Below are 14723 nucleotides of genomic sequence, written 5' to 3'. Positions count from 1 at the left end.
GACTTTACGGGGGCGCCTCAGCCGCCGGAGTGCATGTCCTCGGCTTCGGGGACGCAGTCGTCGTCCGGGTCGTCGAGCCAGCCGTGCGGCAGCGTGACCTTGCCCGGCGAACCCTGTCGCCCACGCGGACCGGTGGCGGCACTGGGGAACGGGGCGTCGTGGTCGAGTTTGGCGATGAGGTCGTCGAGCTCGTCCATACTGGACAGCATCGCGAAACCGCGGCGCAGTTCGGAACCGACCGGGAAACCCATGAAGTACCAGGCCATGTGTTTGCGAATGTCGCGCATGGCCTTGTCGTGCCCGTCGTGCTCGACGAGCAGTTCGGTGTGGCGGCGCAGAACCTTCGCGACCTCGCCGAGATTCGGCGGCGTCGGGATTTCGGTCCCTTTGAAGGCCGCTTCGAGTTCGCCGAACAGCCAGGGCCTGCCGAGGCAACCGCGTCCGACCACGACGCCGTCGCAACCGGTCTCGTCGACCATGCGCAGCGCGTCCTCGGCGGTGAAGATGTCGCCGTTGCCGAGCACCGGGATACTGGTGACGGCCTCTTTCAGCGCGGCGATCTTCGTCCAGTCGGCCTGGCCGGAGTAGCGCTGCGCGGCGGTGCGCGCGTGCAGGCTGACCGCCGCCGCCCCCTCGGCCTCGGCGATACGCCCGGCGTCGAGGTAGGTCAGGTGGTCGTCGTCGATACCCACCCGGAACTTGACCGTGAACGGCACGCCCGCCTCGGCCGCGGCCTTCGCCGACTCGCGCACGATGTCGGCGAACAGCTTGCGCTTGAACGGCAACGCCGCGCCACCACCCTTGCGCGTCACCTTCGCCACCGGGCAGCCGAAGTTGCTGTCGATATGGTCGGCGAGACCCTCGCCGGTGATGATGCGGACGGCTTCGGCCATGGTCTTGGGGTCGACCCCGTACAGCTGCATGGACCTGGGCTTTTCGTTCTCGCCGAAGGTCATCATGTGCATCGTGCCGGGATGCCGTTCGACCACCGCGCGGGCGGTGATCATTTCGCAGACGTAGATGCCGGCGCCGTACTCCTGGCACAGCTGCCGGAAGGCGACGTTGGTGATGCCCGCCATGGGAGCGAGCACGACCGGGGGATCGACCTCGTAGGGGCCGATCTTCAGGCTGGGCTTGCTCAGGGTGGCAGTCACGTCCTCCATTGTCGCCTGTGGTGTCTGTCACTCGCAGGTGGGCTGGAAGTCGACGTGTTCCTCGTCCAGGAACGCGCTCAGAGCTGCGCCTGGTGTCCATGAAGGATTTGGGACACTCAACGTCCCAAATCCTTCATCAACGCAGGCCGACACTCGTCCCTGCCCTCTGGAATGCGTAAAGCCAGGGTCCCGGTATTCCCCGGGTGCACCTGGCCTCGCGACTCGCACGACACCCACGGTGTCGCGCTCGGTGTCACCCGGACTCGAACCACTGGAGCCGAATCGCCCGGATGACACGTCGATGCTAGCTCATAGGCGCGTGCCACTACTGGGATGATCTCGCAGGTCGCGACCACATCGTCATCACGATTGAGTAGTGCTACGGATCCTTCGGCGGGCTCCAGACCGCATGCTGATCGCCATGACCACCGATGGGGATGTGCTCCTCAGGCTCGCCGGGGAGATCGACGATCTTGGGGCCCGCCTCGCGCGGGTCGGGACCGAGCTGCGGACCGTCCAGGCCGACGCGGCACCGACGCCTGCCGAAGCACCGCAACAGGCACCCGCAGCGCAGCAGATGCCCCCAGCACAGCCGGAGCCCGCAGAGCAGCAGGTGGCCGAGGCTCAGCAGCCGCAGCCCACCCCCGAGCAGCCGCAGCCCCAGCCCCAGCAGCCGGTGTACCCATACCCCCACCACGCCCAGCACCAGCAAGCCCAGTACGCCCAAGCCCAGGCACTGGCTCAGCAGCGGTGGCAGCAGTACCAGCAGCAATACCGCCAGCCGTATCAGCAGCCGTACCAGCAGCCCCGCCCGCCGCAGCAGCCCTACCAGCCCTACCAGCCGCCCCCCAAGGTGACGCTCGGCGAGAAGCTGAGCAAGGAAGGCGCCGGCAGCAGGCTGCTGGCCTGGATCGGCGGCGCGGTCACGTTGCTCGGTGTCGTGCTGTTCCTCGTGCTCGCCATCCAGCGTGGCTGGTTCGGCCCGTTGCCGCGGGTACTCGGGGGTGCCGTGCTCGGCGCGGCGCTGGTCGGGATCGGGCTTCGCCTGCACCGGACCCCGGCGGGCCGCACGGGCGCGTTCGCGCTCGCCGCGACCGGGATCGGGGCGTTGTACCTCGACGCCATCGCGGCGACGACGATGTACGAGTACCTCCCGGCCTACGCGGGTCTCGCGATCGGTCTCCTGATCGCGGTCGGCGGGTTGCTGCTGGCCGTGCGGTGGAAGTCTTCGCTGCTCGCGACGGCCGTCGTGCTCGGCTGTGTGGTCTGCGCGCCGATCATCACGCAGGGTTTCACCGCCGAACTGGTCGCGTTCCTGCTGGTGGTCCAGGTCGCTTCGACGCCGGTGCAGTTGCGTCAGTCGTGGCCGTCGGTCGCGGTCGCCGCGGGGATTCCGCCGCTGGTCGCGGCGGTCTTCAGCACGGCGTTCACCGGTTTCGGTGGTAGCACGGCCAACACCGCCGCCGCGCTGGCCGCGGGAGGTGTCGGACTCGCGCTGGCCCTGATCGTCACGACCAAACGGCCGGGGGACGCCGCCGCGCTCGCCCTGCTGGCTGCCGCGCCCGCGCCGTCGTTGCTCGCCGCGTTGTTCCTGCCGAAGACCCCGGCCGTACTCGTCACCGCGTCGGTCGCGCTGGTGCTGCTCGGGGTGTGGGCGGCCGGACAGTGGCTCAGCGGCTGGACGGGTGACCTCGCGGGCGCCGCCGGGCTCCTCGCGGCCCTGCAGACGACGATGACCCTCTTCGACGGCAGTGCCCGGTCGGCGATCCTCATCGGCGAGGGTGTCCTGCTGGCGCTGGTCGCGCTGTGGACGAAGAAGCACGTGGCGCTCTTCGGTGGCCTGGGCTTCGCCGTCATCGGGGGCCTGATCGCACTGGCCTTCGACGTCCCGCCGACGCTCTTCTTCCTGATCCGGCCCCGTCCGGACGCCGACCTCGCCGCCGCTCTGCTGGTGGCCGTCGCGATCCTGGCCGTCTCGATCACGCTTCCGTGGGTCGCGCACCGGCTCGGACTGTTCAAGGCGGCGTCGGACAACGTGGTGCCGTGGCTCTTCGCGGGGGTCTGCGGGCTCTACGGTGCGGGCGCGATGGTGCTGTGCGGCGCGCTGCTGGCCGTTCCCGGCCGCTCGGGTTTCCTGATCGGCCACGTGGTGATCACGGTGTCCTGGACGGTCGCCGCGCTGGTGCTGCTCATCCGCGGCATCTCCGCGGTCAGTCTCCGGGTGATCGGTTTCGTGCTGGTCGGGGCCGCGGTGCTGAAGCTGGTGCTGTTCGACCTCTCCGCGCTCGACGGCCTCGCCAGGGTCGCGGCCTTCCTCCTCGCCGGCCTGGTGTTGCTCGGCGCCGGGACGCGCTACGCGAAACTCGTCGCGTCTCGCTGAGCGGACGAGGAAGAAAAGCCGCCGGGTCGTGGTTGGTCGGTTCATGAGCTACCGACCCGATCCACGGCTCGCCGAGCGGGCGAAGGAGAACATCGCCTGGCTGACCACCATCAGCCCGAAGGGCAGGCCTTCGCCCCGCCCGGTGTGGTTCGTGCTGGACGGCGAGGACGTCATCGTCTTCAGCCAGCCGGACACGGCGAAGACCCGGCACATCGAAGCCAACCCCGAGGTCAGCATCCACTTCAACAGCGACGAGCACGGCGGCTCGATCCTGGTGATCGGCGGCAAGGCCGAGATCCTGCCGGACGGTCTCGCGTCGGAGCAGCCCGGCTTCCTCGAAAAGTACGAGAAGCACTACCCCGCGATCGACTACGACGTCCCGAAATTCGACCGGGAGTACAGCGTCCGGATCAGGATCCGGCCCGAGCGCACCTGGGGTTTCTAGAAACCGACGGTGATACAGGCCAGCCGGGCGCCCGCGGTCCCGGCGTGGCCGGGGTCGGTGTGCGTATGCGTTTCGTGGATCACGATCGAATTCGCCCGCCGATCGGTGAACGTCCAGTCCACTTTGGACACGGCGACGCCGCGGCCGGTGGCGTCGGTGGTGAGGTCCAGCCAGATCTCGTTGCGGGGGTTGGCATAGGCCGGATCCACCGACGGCTTCACCGGGTCTTCGACGTTCTGGTAGTGCGGTCCGGCCAGGTCGCCGGTGGCGCCACAGGGCTTCGTGTGCGCGTGGGCGCCGTATTCGCGGTTGGGCAGGAGACCGGTCACGAGGACCGCGGTCGAGGTGCCGAAAGCCTTGGAGGTCAACCCGAAGACGTGCGCGCGGGCACCGGGCGGGACCAGTTCCGGCTTGTACGTCGTGAGCTTGCCCTTGGCGGTGATGACGTGCACCGGGGCTTCGGTGGCGGCGGCCGTTCCGGCGCCAACGACGGCGAGTAACGCGGCAGTGGACACGACAGCGGTCATGAGGGGGACGAGGCGCATGTCCCCTGCCTAGTCCGCGGGACATCGGGCACGCCAGACCGGTCACTCGGTCGGGCGATCATTCTCAAACCATGGGCAGGAAATGTGAGTACCAACCCTCCGGATCGCACCTGGCTGGTCGCGGTCGCCGCGGCCCTCTGGGGCACTGACGGCCTTCTGCGTCTTCCGCTCGCCGAGGCGCTCCCGGCGGCCACGGTCGTCTTCTGGGAGCACCTGCTGGTGGTGCTCGTCCTCAGCCCGCTCATCCCGGGCGCCTTCCGCGCGCTGCGCCGGTGCGGCCCGCGGGAATGGCTGGCCGTGCTCGCCATCGGCGGTGGCTCGTCCGCGCTGGCGACGGCGATGTTCACCGCCGCCTTCAAACTGGGCGACCCGGTGACGCCGTTGGTGCTGCAGAAGCTTCAGCCGGTCTTCGCCGTCCTCGCGGCGTTCTTCGTCCTCGGTGAGCGTGTGCGTCCCGGATACGCCTTCTTCGCGATCCCGGCGTTGCTGGGTGCCTGGCTGCTGGCGTTCAAGGATCCGCTGAACATCCAGCTCGCCGCGGCGAAGGCGGCGCTGCTGGCGATCGGCGCGGCCGCGTTGTGGGCGGCGGGTACGGTGCTCGGCCGGTTGCTCTCCACCGAACTGGCGCCGAAGGAGGTCACCACCCTGCGCTTCACGGTCGGACTTCCGGTCGCGGCCGGCATCGTGGCGTATCAGGGCGGCCGGTTCACGGTCGGCTGGGACAACGCGCTCGGACTCGGGCTGCTCGCGCTGGTCCCCGGTTTGCTGGCGCTGAGCCTGTACTACTGGGGCTTGCGGTCGACCCCGGCCGCCAGGGCGACGTTGGCGGAGCTGGCCTTTCCGGTCACGGCGGCCGTTATAGGCGTATCGTTCTTGAACGCGCATTTGTCCGGCACGCAGTGGCTCGGCCTCGCCGTCGTGGTCGTAACGGTGACTTCGCTCGGCTGGCATGAAAAGGTCAGGCGTCAACCGATGGTCTTGGAGCCGCCACATGGTCGAGCACACCGGGGAGACGAAGAACGAGCGCCTCACCCGCAACGTCAGTGAGCTCCTGCAGGAGCTCCGCGTCGCGCAGGCCGGCGTCCAGATCCTCTTCGGCTTCCTGCTCACGGTGGTGTTCACCGACGAGTTCCACCAGGCGAGCGGGTTCGAGAAAGCCGTTCACCTGACGGCGGTCCTGCTCACGGTCTGTTCGACCGTGCTGCTCACGGCGCCCGCGGCGTGGCACCGGTTGCTGTTCCGCACCGGCAATCGTGAGCAGATCCTCACCGTCGGCAACCGTTCGGTCTTGATCGGACTCGGCTGCCTCGCGGCCGCCATCACCACGACGGTCTCGCTCATCGCCAAGGTCGTCTACGGTCCGATCGCGATGGCGTTCCTGGGCGTGGTGTCGGCGGTGCTGTTCGTCGTCATGTGGTTCGTGGTGCCGAAAAAGATCGACCGCAACGGCGACTGATCACCGGCCCGTGCGCACCGGCGTGCTTTCGGGCAGGCCGAACGCGGCGGCGGACACGGACTTCGGGTCGTCCGGGCTCGCGCCGCCGAGCACCCGGCGGGCGCCGACCCACGAGAACATCTCCTTGACCGAACGCGAGTAGCCGGCGCCGTCCTCCGCGAACTTCCGGTCGAGCACGCGGTATCCGCCGGGGGTCCGTTCCACGCGGTAGACCATCGGCTGCCGCCGGAATCCGCCGCGCGTGACGAGCCCGTCGCCCTCTTTCGCGACCTCGTCGCAGCTCGCGACCAGGCCGATGTCGACGAGATCGCCGTCCGGCCGGGTCTCGATCACCTTCTGCGTGCACACCCAGCGGATGCCGGGATCACCGGAGCGGGCGGCCGCCGTCGTCCACGCGCGCAGATGCTCGTCGATCCCGGGTAGCGCCTCCCGGGCGACGGCTTCGTCCACCGACGGCATCTCGTCCACGATCCACCAGGCCGCCGCGGCGACCACCACGCCGACCCCGGCGAGCACCGGCCAGCGTTTGACCCGTTCGGGTGTCTCGGTTTCCCCCATACGATGAAGGTACCGAGCGGAGCAAGTGTTCATCCGCGGTTCGGGAGCCGTTGCCTCCGCGACCGTAGGTTGCGGCCGTGAACGACTCCTCCCGACGGACCTTCCTGCGTGGTGCCGGCCTGCTCGGCGCCGGTGCGGCGGTGTCCGCGTTGCCCACCCTCGGCGCACCGGCTGCTTCGGCGACCCCCGGCCGCCACGGCTTGGACACCGAAGACACCTGCTTCACCCTCGCGGTCCTGCCCGACACCCAGTACCTCTTCGACGCCGACCGCGGCGACCCCGCGCCGCTGGACGCGACGTTGCGGTACGTCACCGGCGGGGACGAGAACATCGTCTTCCTGGCACATCTCGGTGATCTCACCGAGAACGGTCAGCCGGGCGAGTTCGACCAGATCAGCCGGTCGTTCCAGCATCTGGACCGGCGCCGGTTCCCCTACAGCACGCTGGCCGGCAACCACGACATCAAGTCCTCGACCGACGACCAGCGCGGCCGCACCCCGTATCTCGACGCTTTCGGCCCGCAGCGGCAACGCGGTTCGCGGACCTTCCGCGGCGCGAGCCCGGACGGCTACAACAGCCATCACGTGTTCCGCGCCGGTGGCCGGGAGTGGCTGCTGCTGGCGCTCGACTGGCGGCCGTCGGCGGGCGGACTGGAGTGGGCGCGGTCGATACTGGCGAAAAATCCCCGGCTTCCGGCGATTTTGACCATCCATGAATTGGTATGGGCCGACGAGGCCGGCGAAGCGCGGCTCTCGGAGTTCGGGCAGCAGGTGTGGGACGAGCTGGTCGACGGGAACGACCAGATCTTCCTGACCCTCAACGGGCACTACTGGCCGCCGGGCCGCACGGTGAAGCGGAACAAGGCGGGCAACGACGTCCACCTGCACATCACCAACTACCAGGATCGGTACTACGGCGGCAGCGCGATGATCCGGCTCTACCGGTTCGACCTCGCGCGGAACGTCATCGACGTCCGCACGTTCTCACCGTGGCTGGCCGACCAGGCGCCGCGGCTGAACGAGTTGCAGCGGCGGGAGATCGAGCGCACCGGTCCGGTGGACTACTTCAGCCTGGAGATCGATTTCGAGGCGAGGTTCGCCGGTTTCGCGCCGGTCCCGGTCCCGCCCGCCCGGCCGGCCGACCGGCAGCTGATCCGCGGCACCGTGGCGTACTGGCGGTTCGAAGGGCAGGACGGCACGCCGGTCTCCGGGGTCCGCGACCTGTCCGGCCGGGGCAACGACCTGGTCCGGGTGACCCTGCCCGGCAGCGCGCCCGACGCGGTGCGGTTCTCCGGTGAGTTCTCCGCGCGGCAGCCGTCGAGGTCGAGCCTTCGGTTCGACGGCGGCAAGAAGCCCGCGCGCGGCGGCTACCTGCGCACCGCGGACTCCGCGCCGATGAACGCGGAGACGTTCGCGCGTGGTTACACCATCGAGGCTTTCGTTAAGCTGCCCGCCGATTTCAAGGACGGCAAGCATTCCTGGGCCGCGCTCTTCGGCAGGCAGGGCTCCGGCGGCAAAGCGGGCAAGACCGGTGACGACCCCGGTGAGCCGGCCGCGACACTGTCCCTTTCGGACGGTGCGGCGTTCCAGTGGGCGGTGTTCCCGGTGAACCAGAACGGGATTTCCACTTGCTGGGGTCATGAACTGGCACTGCGGGAATGGATCCACGTCGCCGCTGTCAACGACGGCAGGCGGACGACGCTGTACGTCGACGGTTGCCCGGTACTGCGGAATCCGAAGACGGCGGCCGCGGGGATCGCGAACCCCGGTGGCCCTTGGCTGATCGGGGCCTACGCCTACGACTCGATCGTCGAGCAGGCGTTCCACGGCTGGCTCGGCGACGTCCGCGTGGTGGGGAGGGCGCTGGAGCCCCGCGAGTTCATGCTCGGCTGAGCGGTACCCGGGCAGCACGGATCGTGCGCGGTAATGGTGGGCTGTGGTCCCCATTATCGCGCACGATCATTTCCGGAGTGATACCGGGTCTCCCTTGACAAGTGGTGGACAATAAAAAATCGGCGCCCGAATCAGAATGACTGATCAGTACGCCGAATGTGTCAGTAGTCTAACCGCTGTGAGGGGAACTTGTCAAATCAGGGGTACGACGAGGAATTGCGATCCGAACGGGAGTACGTCGCGTCGCTCTACGGGCGACTGGACGCGGAACGGGTGCGGGTGGGCGAAGCGTACGCCGGTGCGCTGCGGGGAGAAGGGTTCGCGCTTTCGGACCGGGAAGTCTCCGTCGGCACGAAGGCCCGCGAAATGGCCCGGCTGAAGGTCGCCGACGAGGGCCTTTGTTTCGGCCGGTTGGACGCCCTTTCGGGCGACCGGCTCTATGTCGGCCGGGTCGGTCTTTTCGACGACGAAAACGACTACGAACCCTTGCTCCTGGATTGGCGCGCGCCCGCGTCTCGCGCGTTTTACTGCGCGACGGGCGCGTCTCCGGAGGGAATGTCGCGGCGCCGTCAGTTCCGCACCCTCGGCCGCAAGGTCCTCGACTTCACCGACGAGGTCTTCGGCCGTCCGGAATCGGCGGGGGAACGGGGCGACGTCGCACTGCTGGCCGCGGTCAACGCGCCACGCGGCGAGGGGATGCGGGACATCGTCGCGACGATCCAGGCCGAGCAGGACGAGATCATCCGGTTGGACCACCCAGGTGTCGTGGTCGTGGAGGGCGGCCCGGGCACCGGCAAGACGGCGGTGGCGCTGCACCGCGTGGCGTATCTGCTGTACACGAAACGGGAGCGGATGGAACGCCGCGGCGTGCTCGTGGTCGGCCCGAGCAGTGGCTTCCTCGACCACATCGGCCGCGTCCTGCCGTCGCTCGGCGAGACCAGCGCCGTTTTCGCGACGCCGGGGGACCTCGTCCCCGGTCTGCGCACCGAACGCGAGGATCCGCCGTCCGTCCAGCGGCTCAAGGGTTCGCTGGCGATGCTGGAGGTGCTCGCGGCGGCGGTGACGGACCGGCAGGAAGTGCCCGCCGAACCTGAGCCGATCGAACTCGACGACGTCACCGTGCCGCTCGACGCCGAGGTCGCGGCGGCCGCCCGCGAGGTGGCCAGGGCCACCGGACTGCTGCACAACGAGGCGAAGGCGGTCTTCGAACGCGAGGTGATCACCGCGCTCGCCGAACGCGCCGTCGACCGGCTCGGTGACGGCTGGCTGCCCAAGGACGACGCGCACACCCGCCCGGCGATGCTGAAGAACCTCCGGCGCGACATGGAAGTCAGCGTGGGGCTCGGCGCGGTGCTCGATCGCCTGTGGCCGGTGCTGACGCCGCAGCGGCTGCTCGCCGACCTCTATTCCTCGCCGGAGCGGTTGCGGGCGGCAGGGGCCGATCCGGCGCTGTTCCGCGAGGACGCGGAGGCGTGGACGGTGTCCGACGTACCGTTGCTGGACGAGGCCGTCGAGCTGCTCGGCTGGGACCGCACCGCCGAGCGCCGGGCGGCGGAACGGCGGCAGCTGGCCCAGCGCGAATACGCGGAGCGCGTACTGGAAATCGTCGAGGTCGAAGAAGATCACGACGATTACGAGTTCGCGCTCAGGGCGGCCGACGTGCTGAACGCGGAGGATCTGGCGGAACGCTTCGCGAAGCGTGACGACCGGGATCTGGCCGAACGCGCGGCCGCCGACCGGGAATGGACCTATGGCCACGTCGTGGTCGACGAGGCGCAGGAACTGTCCGAAATGGACTGGCGAGTGCTGATGCGGCGTTGCCCCAGCCGGTCGTTCACCGTGGTCGGGGATCTCGCGCAGCGCCGGTCGCCGTCCGGTGCGCGGTCGTGGGACGCGATGCTCTCCCGGTACGTCGCCGACCGGTGGGTGTACCGGAAACTGACCGTCAACTACCGGACGCCGTCGGAGATCATGGCGGTGGCTTCCTCGCTCCTCGCGAGTTTCGCGCCGGATGTCGTACCGCCGGACTCGGTACGTTCGTGCGGTGTGCGGCCATGGGCCCGTCGACTGTCCGAAGTGGACTTCGCGGACGCCGTCGCGGAGTTCGGTCGCGAGGAATCGGCGCGAGAGGGTACTTCGGTGGTCATCGGGCCGCCGGACGTGCCGGGCGCCATCGCGCCGTCCGCGACCAAAGGCCTGGAGTACGACTCCGTCCTCGTGGTGGAGCCGGAGCGGATTCTCGCGGAAGGTCCCAGCGGTGAGGCGGAGCTGTACGTCGCGCTGACCCGGGCGACTCAACGGCTCGGGGTCTTGTACAGCGGCGTGTTGCCGAAGGTGCTTCGCGGGCTCGACACGGGGCAGCGGACTCCGGACGCGTACCTGCGCTGCGTCTGACCCCTCCCCGAGTGCCATGAAAGGTCCTTTCCTTGCAAAATTTGCAAGGAAAGGACCTTTCATGGCACCGGGCTGGCCTGTTATCGGGTCAGGTTGCCCCAGGCGTATGTCTGTTTTGCCAGTTTCAAGTAGACCAAGGTCTCCGTGCTGACGACGCCCGGGATGGGCCGGATGTCGTCGTTCAGCACACTCAAGAGGTGTTCGTCGTCCCGGCAGGCGACCTCGGCGAGCAGGTCGTAGGTTCCCGCCGTGAGGACGACGTAGTGGACGTCCGGCAATCCGGAGAGCTGGTCGGAGACCGCCCGCGGATCGCCGTGGACCTTGACCCCGACCATCGCCTGCCTGCCGAGGCCGACGTTCGCCGGATCCGTGACCGCGACGATTTGCATCGTCTCGTCCCGCAGCAGTCGCTGGACGCGCTGCCGTACGGCGCCCTCCGACAGACCGACGGCCTTGGCGAGCGCCGTGAACGAGGCCCGCCCGTCGACTTGCAGCAGGGCGATCAGAGTGCGATCGGTATTGTCCAAACCTCTGGCTGTGCGCTGCTCCATCTGCGCGCGTGGTTCGTCACCCATGCCGTCCCTCCCTTTGTTTCGGCATGCGATTCTTGTCGCGCAGCGTATCGATCAATGCCGGTAATGCTACCGCCGTTAAGTTGTTTGTCGCGATTCTCTTTCAAGACGTTGTCTTGCGAAGGATTCTGTCGTGCGACAGGGAGAAGGCCGAGGTTTTCGGAAGCCGGGTCAGCCGAGGTCGCGTTTCAGCAGGTCTTCCTCGGTTTCGCGCCGCACGAGCAGGGTGGCCGTACCGCGTGAGACGCCGACGACCGGCGGCCTGCCCACGAGGTTGTAATTCGACGCGAGCGAGTGGTGGTAGGCCCCGGTGCACGGCACGGCGAGCAGATCGCCGGGGTGGACGTCGTCGGGGAGCGCGAGTCCGTCGGCGAGGATGTCGCCGGATTCGCAGTGCCTGCCGACCACCGTCATCGGCCGCCGGGCCGCGCGGCTGCGCCTGCCGATCAGCCGAGCGGTGTACGCCGCCCCGTAGAGCGCGGGGCGGGCGTTGTCGCTCATGCCGCCGTCGACGGCGACGAAGGTGCGCGATCCGCGTTTCACCGCGCAGACCCGGTACACGGTGATGCCCGCGGGGCCGACGATCGCGCGGCCCGGCTCGATCGTCAGTTTCGGCAGCGGGAAACCGTGCGATGTGCATTCGTAGGCGAGCGCGACCCGCAGGCGGCGCACGTAGCCGTCGATGTCGAAACCGGTGTCGCCGGGAAGGTAGCGAACGGCGTGCCCGCCGCCGAGGTCCAATTCCCGCAGGGTGACGCCGTGGCTGTCGCGGAGCCGGACGAGGACCCCGACCATTTTGCGGGCGGCCAGTTCGTAGAAATCCACCCGCGACACCTGCGAGCCGATATGGCAATGCAACCCGGCGAGGCGCAGCCCCGGTTGCGAGAGGACGGCGGAGACGGCCCGGTCGAGATTGTCGCGGACCTCCCCGCGCAACGAGAAGCCGAACTTCTGGCCTTCGGTACCGGTGGTGATCGCCGCGTGGGTGCCGGCCGCGACGTCGGGGGTCACGCGGATCAGCACCTGTTGCGCGCCGGTGGTGAGCGCGCCGAGTTGCTCGATCTCGTCGAGCGAGTCCACCACGATCCGGCGTACGCCGTAGGACAACGCGGCCTTGAGGTCTTCGGGGGTCTTCGCGTTGCCGTGCAGCAGGATCCGCTCGGGCGGGAAGCCGATCGACCGCGCCACGGCGATCTCGCCCGCCGAGCAGGTGTCGAGGGAAAGGCCTTCCTCGGCGATCCAGCGCAGGACCGCCCGGGTGCACAGCGCTTTGCTCGCGTACGCCACTTCGGCGTCGGGCAGCGCCCTTCGGTACGCGCGGGCGTTCTGCCGGACCTCGTCTTCGTCGAGCAGATATGCCGGTGTCCCGAACCGGGCGGCGAGGTGGGACACCGGCGCGCCGGCGAAGAGCAGTTCCCCGCCGGGGCCGAGGTGGGTGCTCCTCGGCCAGACGCCGGGTTCGAGATGGTCGGCGGCCTCGCAACCGAGGCTGGGCAGGAGCTCGCTGAGCGTCACGGGTACCTCCGCGTCGATCGGTCAGTGCTCCGCCAGCACAACTCCGATCGACCCGCCCTGGCCGCTCCGACAACATCTCCCTGACGTCGCCGAGCGGGTCACTGACGCGTTGTTAACGCGCGAGTAACCCCGGCCACACTCCTCAGCGCACGGGCTCCGGGACGGTGTCGAGGGCCCGCACCATGTGCACGGCCAGGGAGAACGCCGCCTCGTTGTCGAGGCTGGTGTGTTCGGCGACGATCTTCTTCACGGTGTCGACCCGCTTTTCGTAGCGGGAGACGGGGATGGTTTCGGCGTTCACGGTGATCCTCTATTCGGTTGTTTCGGGCTTCGTGGCACAGGTGCAGCCGCGGCTGAAGCCGCCGGCCGCGGTGGCGGTGCAGAACCGCCGCGCGATCGCGTCGTGCGAGGACATCGGATGCGGGCAGCACGGGCAGCGGTCGTCGGCGGCCGGTTCGGCGACATCGCCGAGCGAGTAGACGGCGGCGGTCATCGCGCACCCGCCGTCGCCTGTGCGCGCAACGGCGCCCCGACCTCGTGCAGATGTCGGAGGACGTACCCGTAGGACGCCGCCCAGCCGCACTGCGCGTAGTCGATGCCGTGCTTCGCGCAGAACTCCTTCACGATCACCTGCGCGTGCTTGAGATTCGGCCGGGCCATACTCGGGAACAGGTGGTGCTCGATCTGGTAGTTGAGCCCGCCGAGGGCGAAGTCCACGACCGGACCGCCGCGCACGTTGCGCGAGGTGAGCACCTGCTTGCGCAGGAAGTCGAGCTTGTGACCGGCCGAAAGCGTGGGCATGCCCTTGTGGTTCGGGGCGAACGAGCAGCCCATGTACACGCCCCAGAGGCATTGGTGCACGGCGATGAAGGCGAAGCCGACACCGGGCGAGAGGACCACGAACACCGCCGTCAGATACGCGGCGATGTGGGCCAGCATCAGCGCCGATTCGAGCTTCCGCCGCTTGAAGCCGCGCTGGAAGATCGCAGTCACGCTCGACACGTGCAGGTTCAGGCCTTCCAGCAACAGCAGCGGGAAGAACAGGTACGCCTGGTATTTCGCCATCCAGCGCAGGAAACCGCGTCGTTCGGCGCCCTGGGCCTTGGTGAAGATGAGGGCCGCGAGGTTGACGTCCGGGTCTTCGTCCTCGTGGTTGGGGTTGGCGTGGTGGCGGTTGTGCGTACCGATCCACCAGCCGTAGCTCAACCCGGTCAGTCCACCGTGGACGAATCCGGTGGCGTCGTTCGCCTTGCGGCTCGAGAAGATCTGCTTGTGCCCGGCGTCGTGTCCGATGAAGGACAGCTGCGTGAACATCATCGCGAAGAAGGCGGCGAGGAACAGCTGCCACCAGGAATCACCGAGGTGCGCGAAGGCAACCCATCCGCCCGCGAAAGCGAGGAGGTTCAGGGAGATTTTGAGCGCGTAGTAGACGCGCCTGCGTTTGAGCAGGCCGGCGTCTTTGACCAATTTGGACAACTCGGCGAAGTCGGTGCCCTGTTTGGACGGCGACGCCGGCTGATCCAGCGGCGTTGCGAAAGTCATGAGAGATCACACCGTTCTGGTTTGTGAAAGTGGTCAGTCCAGCAACGGGTTTCGGAACACCGAAGGGGTCTGGTTCGGCCGAGAGTGGCACTGGTCCCCACAACACGCCACGGTCGCTCCGTGGTCTGCCCCCATCGTCCCACGCCCGTCCAGCGGAAGCAATTCACCGGAACAGCACGATCTGGCGTACAGTCAAGGACATCGAGGGAAACTTCCCCCGGTTCCGTCCGGTCCGAGAACAGACCGGAGACAGGAGCACCGGCCAGACAT

The 14723-nt window shown here is 68.4% G+C and carries 14 protein-coding genes; 6 read left to right on the top strand and 8 right to left on the bottom strand.

The genetic code is table 11. From position 1 onward, the window contains the following. Positions 1 to 17: 17 nt before the first annotated feature. Positions 18 to 1163, bottom strand: coding sequence for a tRNA dihydrouridine synthase DusB (dusB, locus tag ACZ5ZX_RS00165; protein ID WP_465499910.1), 1146 nt, complete (start codon positions 1161 to 1163; stop codon positions 18 to 20). Positions 1164 to 1563: 400 nt separating this feature from the next. On the opposite strand from dusB, the gene ACZ5ZX_RS00160 reads away from it, so the two are divergent. Then, positions 1564 to 3534, top strand: coding sequence for a DUF2339 domain-containing protein (locus tag ACZ5ZX_RS00160; protein ID WP_465500983.1), 1971 nt, complete (start codon positions 1564 to 1566; stop codon positions 3532 to 3534). Between the two features lie 43 nt (positions 3535 to 3577). Continuing rightward, positions 3578 to 3979 (top strand): TIGR03667 family PPOX class F420-dependent oxidoreductase, encoded by a 402-nt coding sequence (locus tag ACZ5ZX_RS00155; RefSeq protein WP_465499909.1) that lies wholly within the window; start codon positions 3578 to 3580, stop codon positions 3977 to 3979. On the opposite strand, the gene ACZ5ZX_RS00150 is transcribed toward ACZ5ZX_RS00155, so the two are convergent. After that, on the bottom strand, positions 3976 to 4524 hold the full coding sequence (locus ACZ5ZX_RS00150) for a superoxide dismutase (protein ID WP_465499908.1): 549 nt from the start codon (positions 4522 to 4524) through the stop codon (positions 3976 to 3978). The two genes, ACZ5ZX_RS00155 and ACZ5ZX_RS00150, sit on opposite strands and share 4 nt — an antisense overlap. An 84-nt stretch (positions 4525 to 4608) precedes the next feature. On the opposite strand from ACZ5ZX_RS00150, the gene ACZ5ZX_RS00145 reads away from it, so the two are divergent. Both ACZ5ZX_RS00145 and ACZ5ZX_RS00140 read left to right on the top strand, forming a co-directional pair. Then, positions 4609 to 5571: a DMT family transporter gene (locus ACZ5ZX_RS00145; RefSeq protein WP_465499907.1), complete on the top strand. Its 963-nt coding sequence runs from the start codon at positions 4609 to 4611 to the stop codon at positions 5569 to 5571. After that, complete coding sequence (locus ACZ5ZX_RS00140; RefSeq protein WP_465499906.1) at positions 5516 to 5980, top strand: DUF6328 family protein; 465 nt, start codon at positions 5516 to 5518, stop codon at positions 5978 to 5980. The genes ACZ5ZX_RS00145 and ACZ5ZX_RS00140 overlap by 56 nt, the downstream gene beginning before the upstream one ends. Here ACZ5ZX_RS00140 and ACZ5ZX_RS00135 read toward each other — a convergent pair whose 3' ends face one another. Beyond that, positions 5981 to 6538, bottom strand: coding sequence for a hypothetical protein (locus tag ACZ5ZX_RS00135; RefSeq protein ID WP_465499905.1), 558 nt, complete (start codon positions 6536 to 6538; stop codon positions 5981 to 5983). 77 nt (positions 6539 to 6615) lie between these two features. Here ACZ5ZX_RS00135 and ACZ5ZX_RS00130 point away from each other — a divergent pair, with 77 nt between their 5' ends. Next, positions 6616 to 8430: a LamG-like jellyroll fold domain-containing protein gene (locus ACZ5ZX_RS00130; protein ID WP_465499904.1), complete on the top strand. Its 1815-nt coding sequence runs from the start codon at positions 6616 to 6618 to the stop codon at positions 8428 to 8430. A gap of 189 nt (positions 8431 to 8619) precedes the next feature. Further along, entirely contained in the window at positions 8620 to 10824 is a 2205-nt protein-coding gene (gene helR / locus ACZ5ZX_RS00125; protein ID WP_465499903.1) for an RNA polymerase recycling motor ATPase HelR, read from the top strand. A gap of 80 nt (positions 10825 to 10904) precedes the next feature. Here helR and ACZ5ZX_RS00120 read toward each other — a convergent pair whose 3' ends face one another. The 5 genes from ACZ5ZX_RS00120 to ACZ5ZX_RS00100 form a co-directional block, all read right to left on the bottom strand. Beyond that, positions 10905 to 11399 (bottom strand): Lrp/AsnC family transcriptional regulator, encoded by a 495-nt coding sequence (locus ACZ5ZX_RS00120; RefSeq protein WP_465499902.1) that lies wholly within the window; start codon positions 11397 to 11399, stop codon positions 10905 to 10907. Between the two features lie 168 nt (positions 11400 to 11567). Beyond that, positions 11568 to 12911, bottom strand: coding sequence for a diaminopimelate decarboxylase (lysA, locus tag ACZ5ZX_RS00115; protein ID WP_465499901.1), 1344 nt, complete (start codon positions 12909 to 12911; stop codon positions 11568 to 11570). A gap of 142 nt (positions 12912 to 13053) precedes the next feature. Then, positions 13054 to 13212 (bottom strand): DUF6307 family protein, encoded by a 159-nt coding sequence (locus ACZ5ZX_RS00110; RefSeq protein ID WP_465499900.1) that lies wholly within the window; start codon positions 13210 to 13212, stop codon positions 13054 to 13056. Positions 13213 to 13221: 9 nt separating this feature from the next. Beyond that, complete coding sequence (locus ACZ5ZX_RS00105) at positions 13222 to 13404, bottom strand: RGCVC family protein (RefSeq protein ID WP_465499899.1); 183 nt, start codon at positions 13402 to 13404, stop codon at positions 13222 to 13224. After that, positions 13401 to 14453 (bottom strand): fatty acid desaturase family protein, encoded by a 1053-nt coding sequence (locus ACZ5ZX_RS00100; RefSeq protein WP_465499898.1) that lies wholly within the window; start codon positions 14451 to 14453, stop codon positions 13401 to 13403. The genes ACZ5ZX_RS00105 and ACZ5ZX_RS00100 overlap by 4 nt, the downstream gene beginning before the upstream one ends. Positions 14454 to 14723 lie beyond the last annotated feature (270 nt).

This window comes from Amycolatopsis sp. NPDC033938, from assembly GCF_055575975.1.
This window is presented reverse-complemented; position numbering and strand designations above follow the sequence as displayed.

Excerpts from the sequence above, each read along its gene's own strand:
- dusB (WP_465499910.1), bottom strand. The coding sequence starts at position 1,163 with ATGGAGGACGTGACTGCCACCCTGAGCAAGCCCAGCCTGAAGATCGGC.
- ACZ5ZX_RS00160 (WP_465500983.1), top strand. The coding sequence starts at position 1,564 with ATGCTGATCGCCATGACCACCGATGGGGATGTGCTCCTCAGGCTCGCC.
- ACZ5ZX_RS00155 (WP_465499909.1), top strand. The coding sequence starts at position 3,578 with ATGAGCTACCGACCCGATCCACGGCTCGCCGAGCGGGCGAAGGAGAAC.
- ACZ5ZX_RS00150 (WP_465499908.1), bottom strand. The coding sequence starts at position 4,524 with ATGCGCCTCGTCCCCCTCATGACCGCTGTCGTGTCCACTGCCGCGTTA.
- ACZ5ZX_RS00140 (WP_465499906.1), top strand. The coding sequence starts at position 5,516 with ATGGTCGAGCACACCGGGGAGACGAAGAACGAGCGCCTCACCCGCAAC.
- ACZ5ZX_RS00135 (WP_465499905.1), bottom strand. The coding sequence starts at position 6,538 with ATGGGGGAAACCGAGACACCCGAACGGGTCAAACGCTGGCCGGTGCTC.
- ACZ5ZX_RS00120 (WP_465499902.1), bottom strand. The coding sequence starts at position 11,399 with ATGGGTGACGAACCACGCGCGCAGATGGAGCAGCGCACAGCCAGAGGT.
- ACZ5ZX_RS00105 (WP_465499899.1), bottom strand. The coding sequence starts at position 13,404 with ATGACCGCCGCCGTCTACTCGCTCGGCGATGTCGCCGAACCGGCCGCC.
- ACZ5ZX_RS00100 (WP_465499898.1), bottom strand. The coding sequence starts at position 14,453 with ATGACTTTCGCAACGCCGCTGGATCAGCCGGCGTCGCCGTCCAAACAG.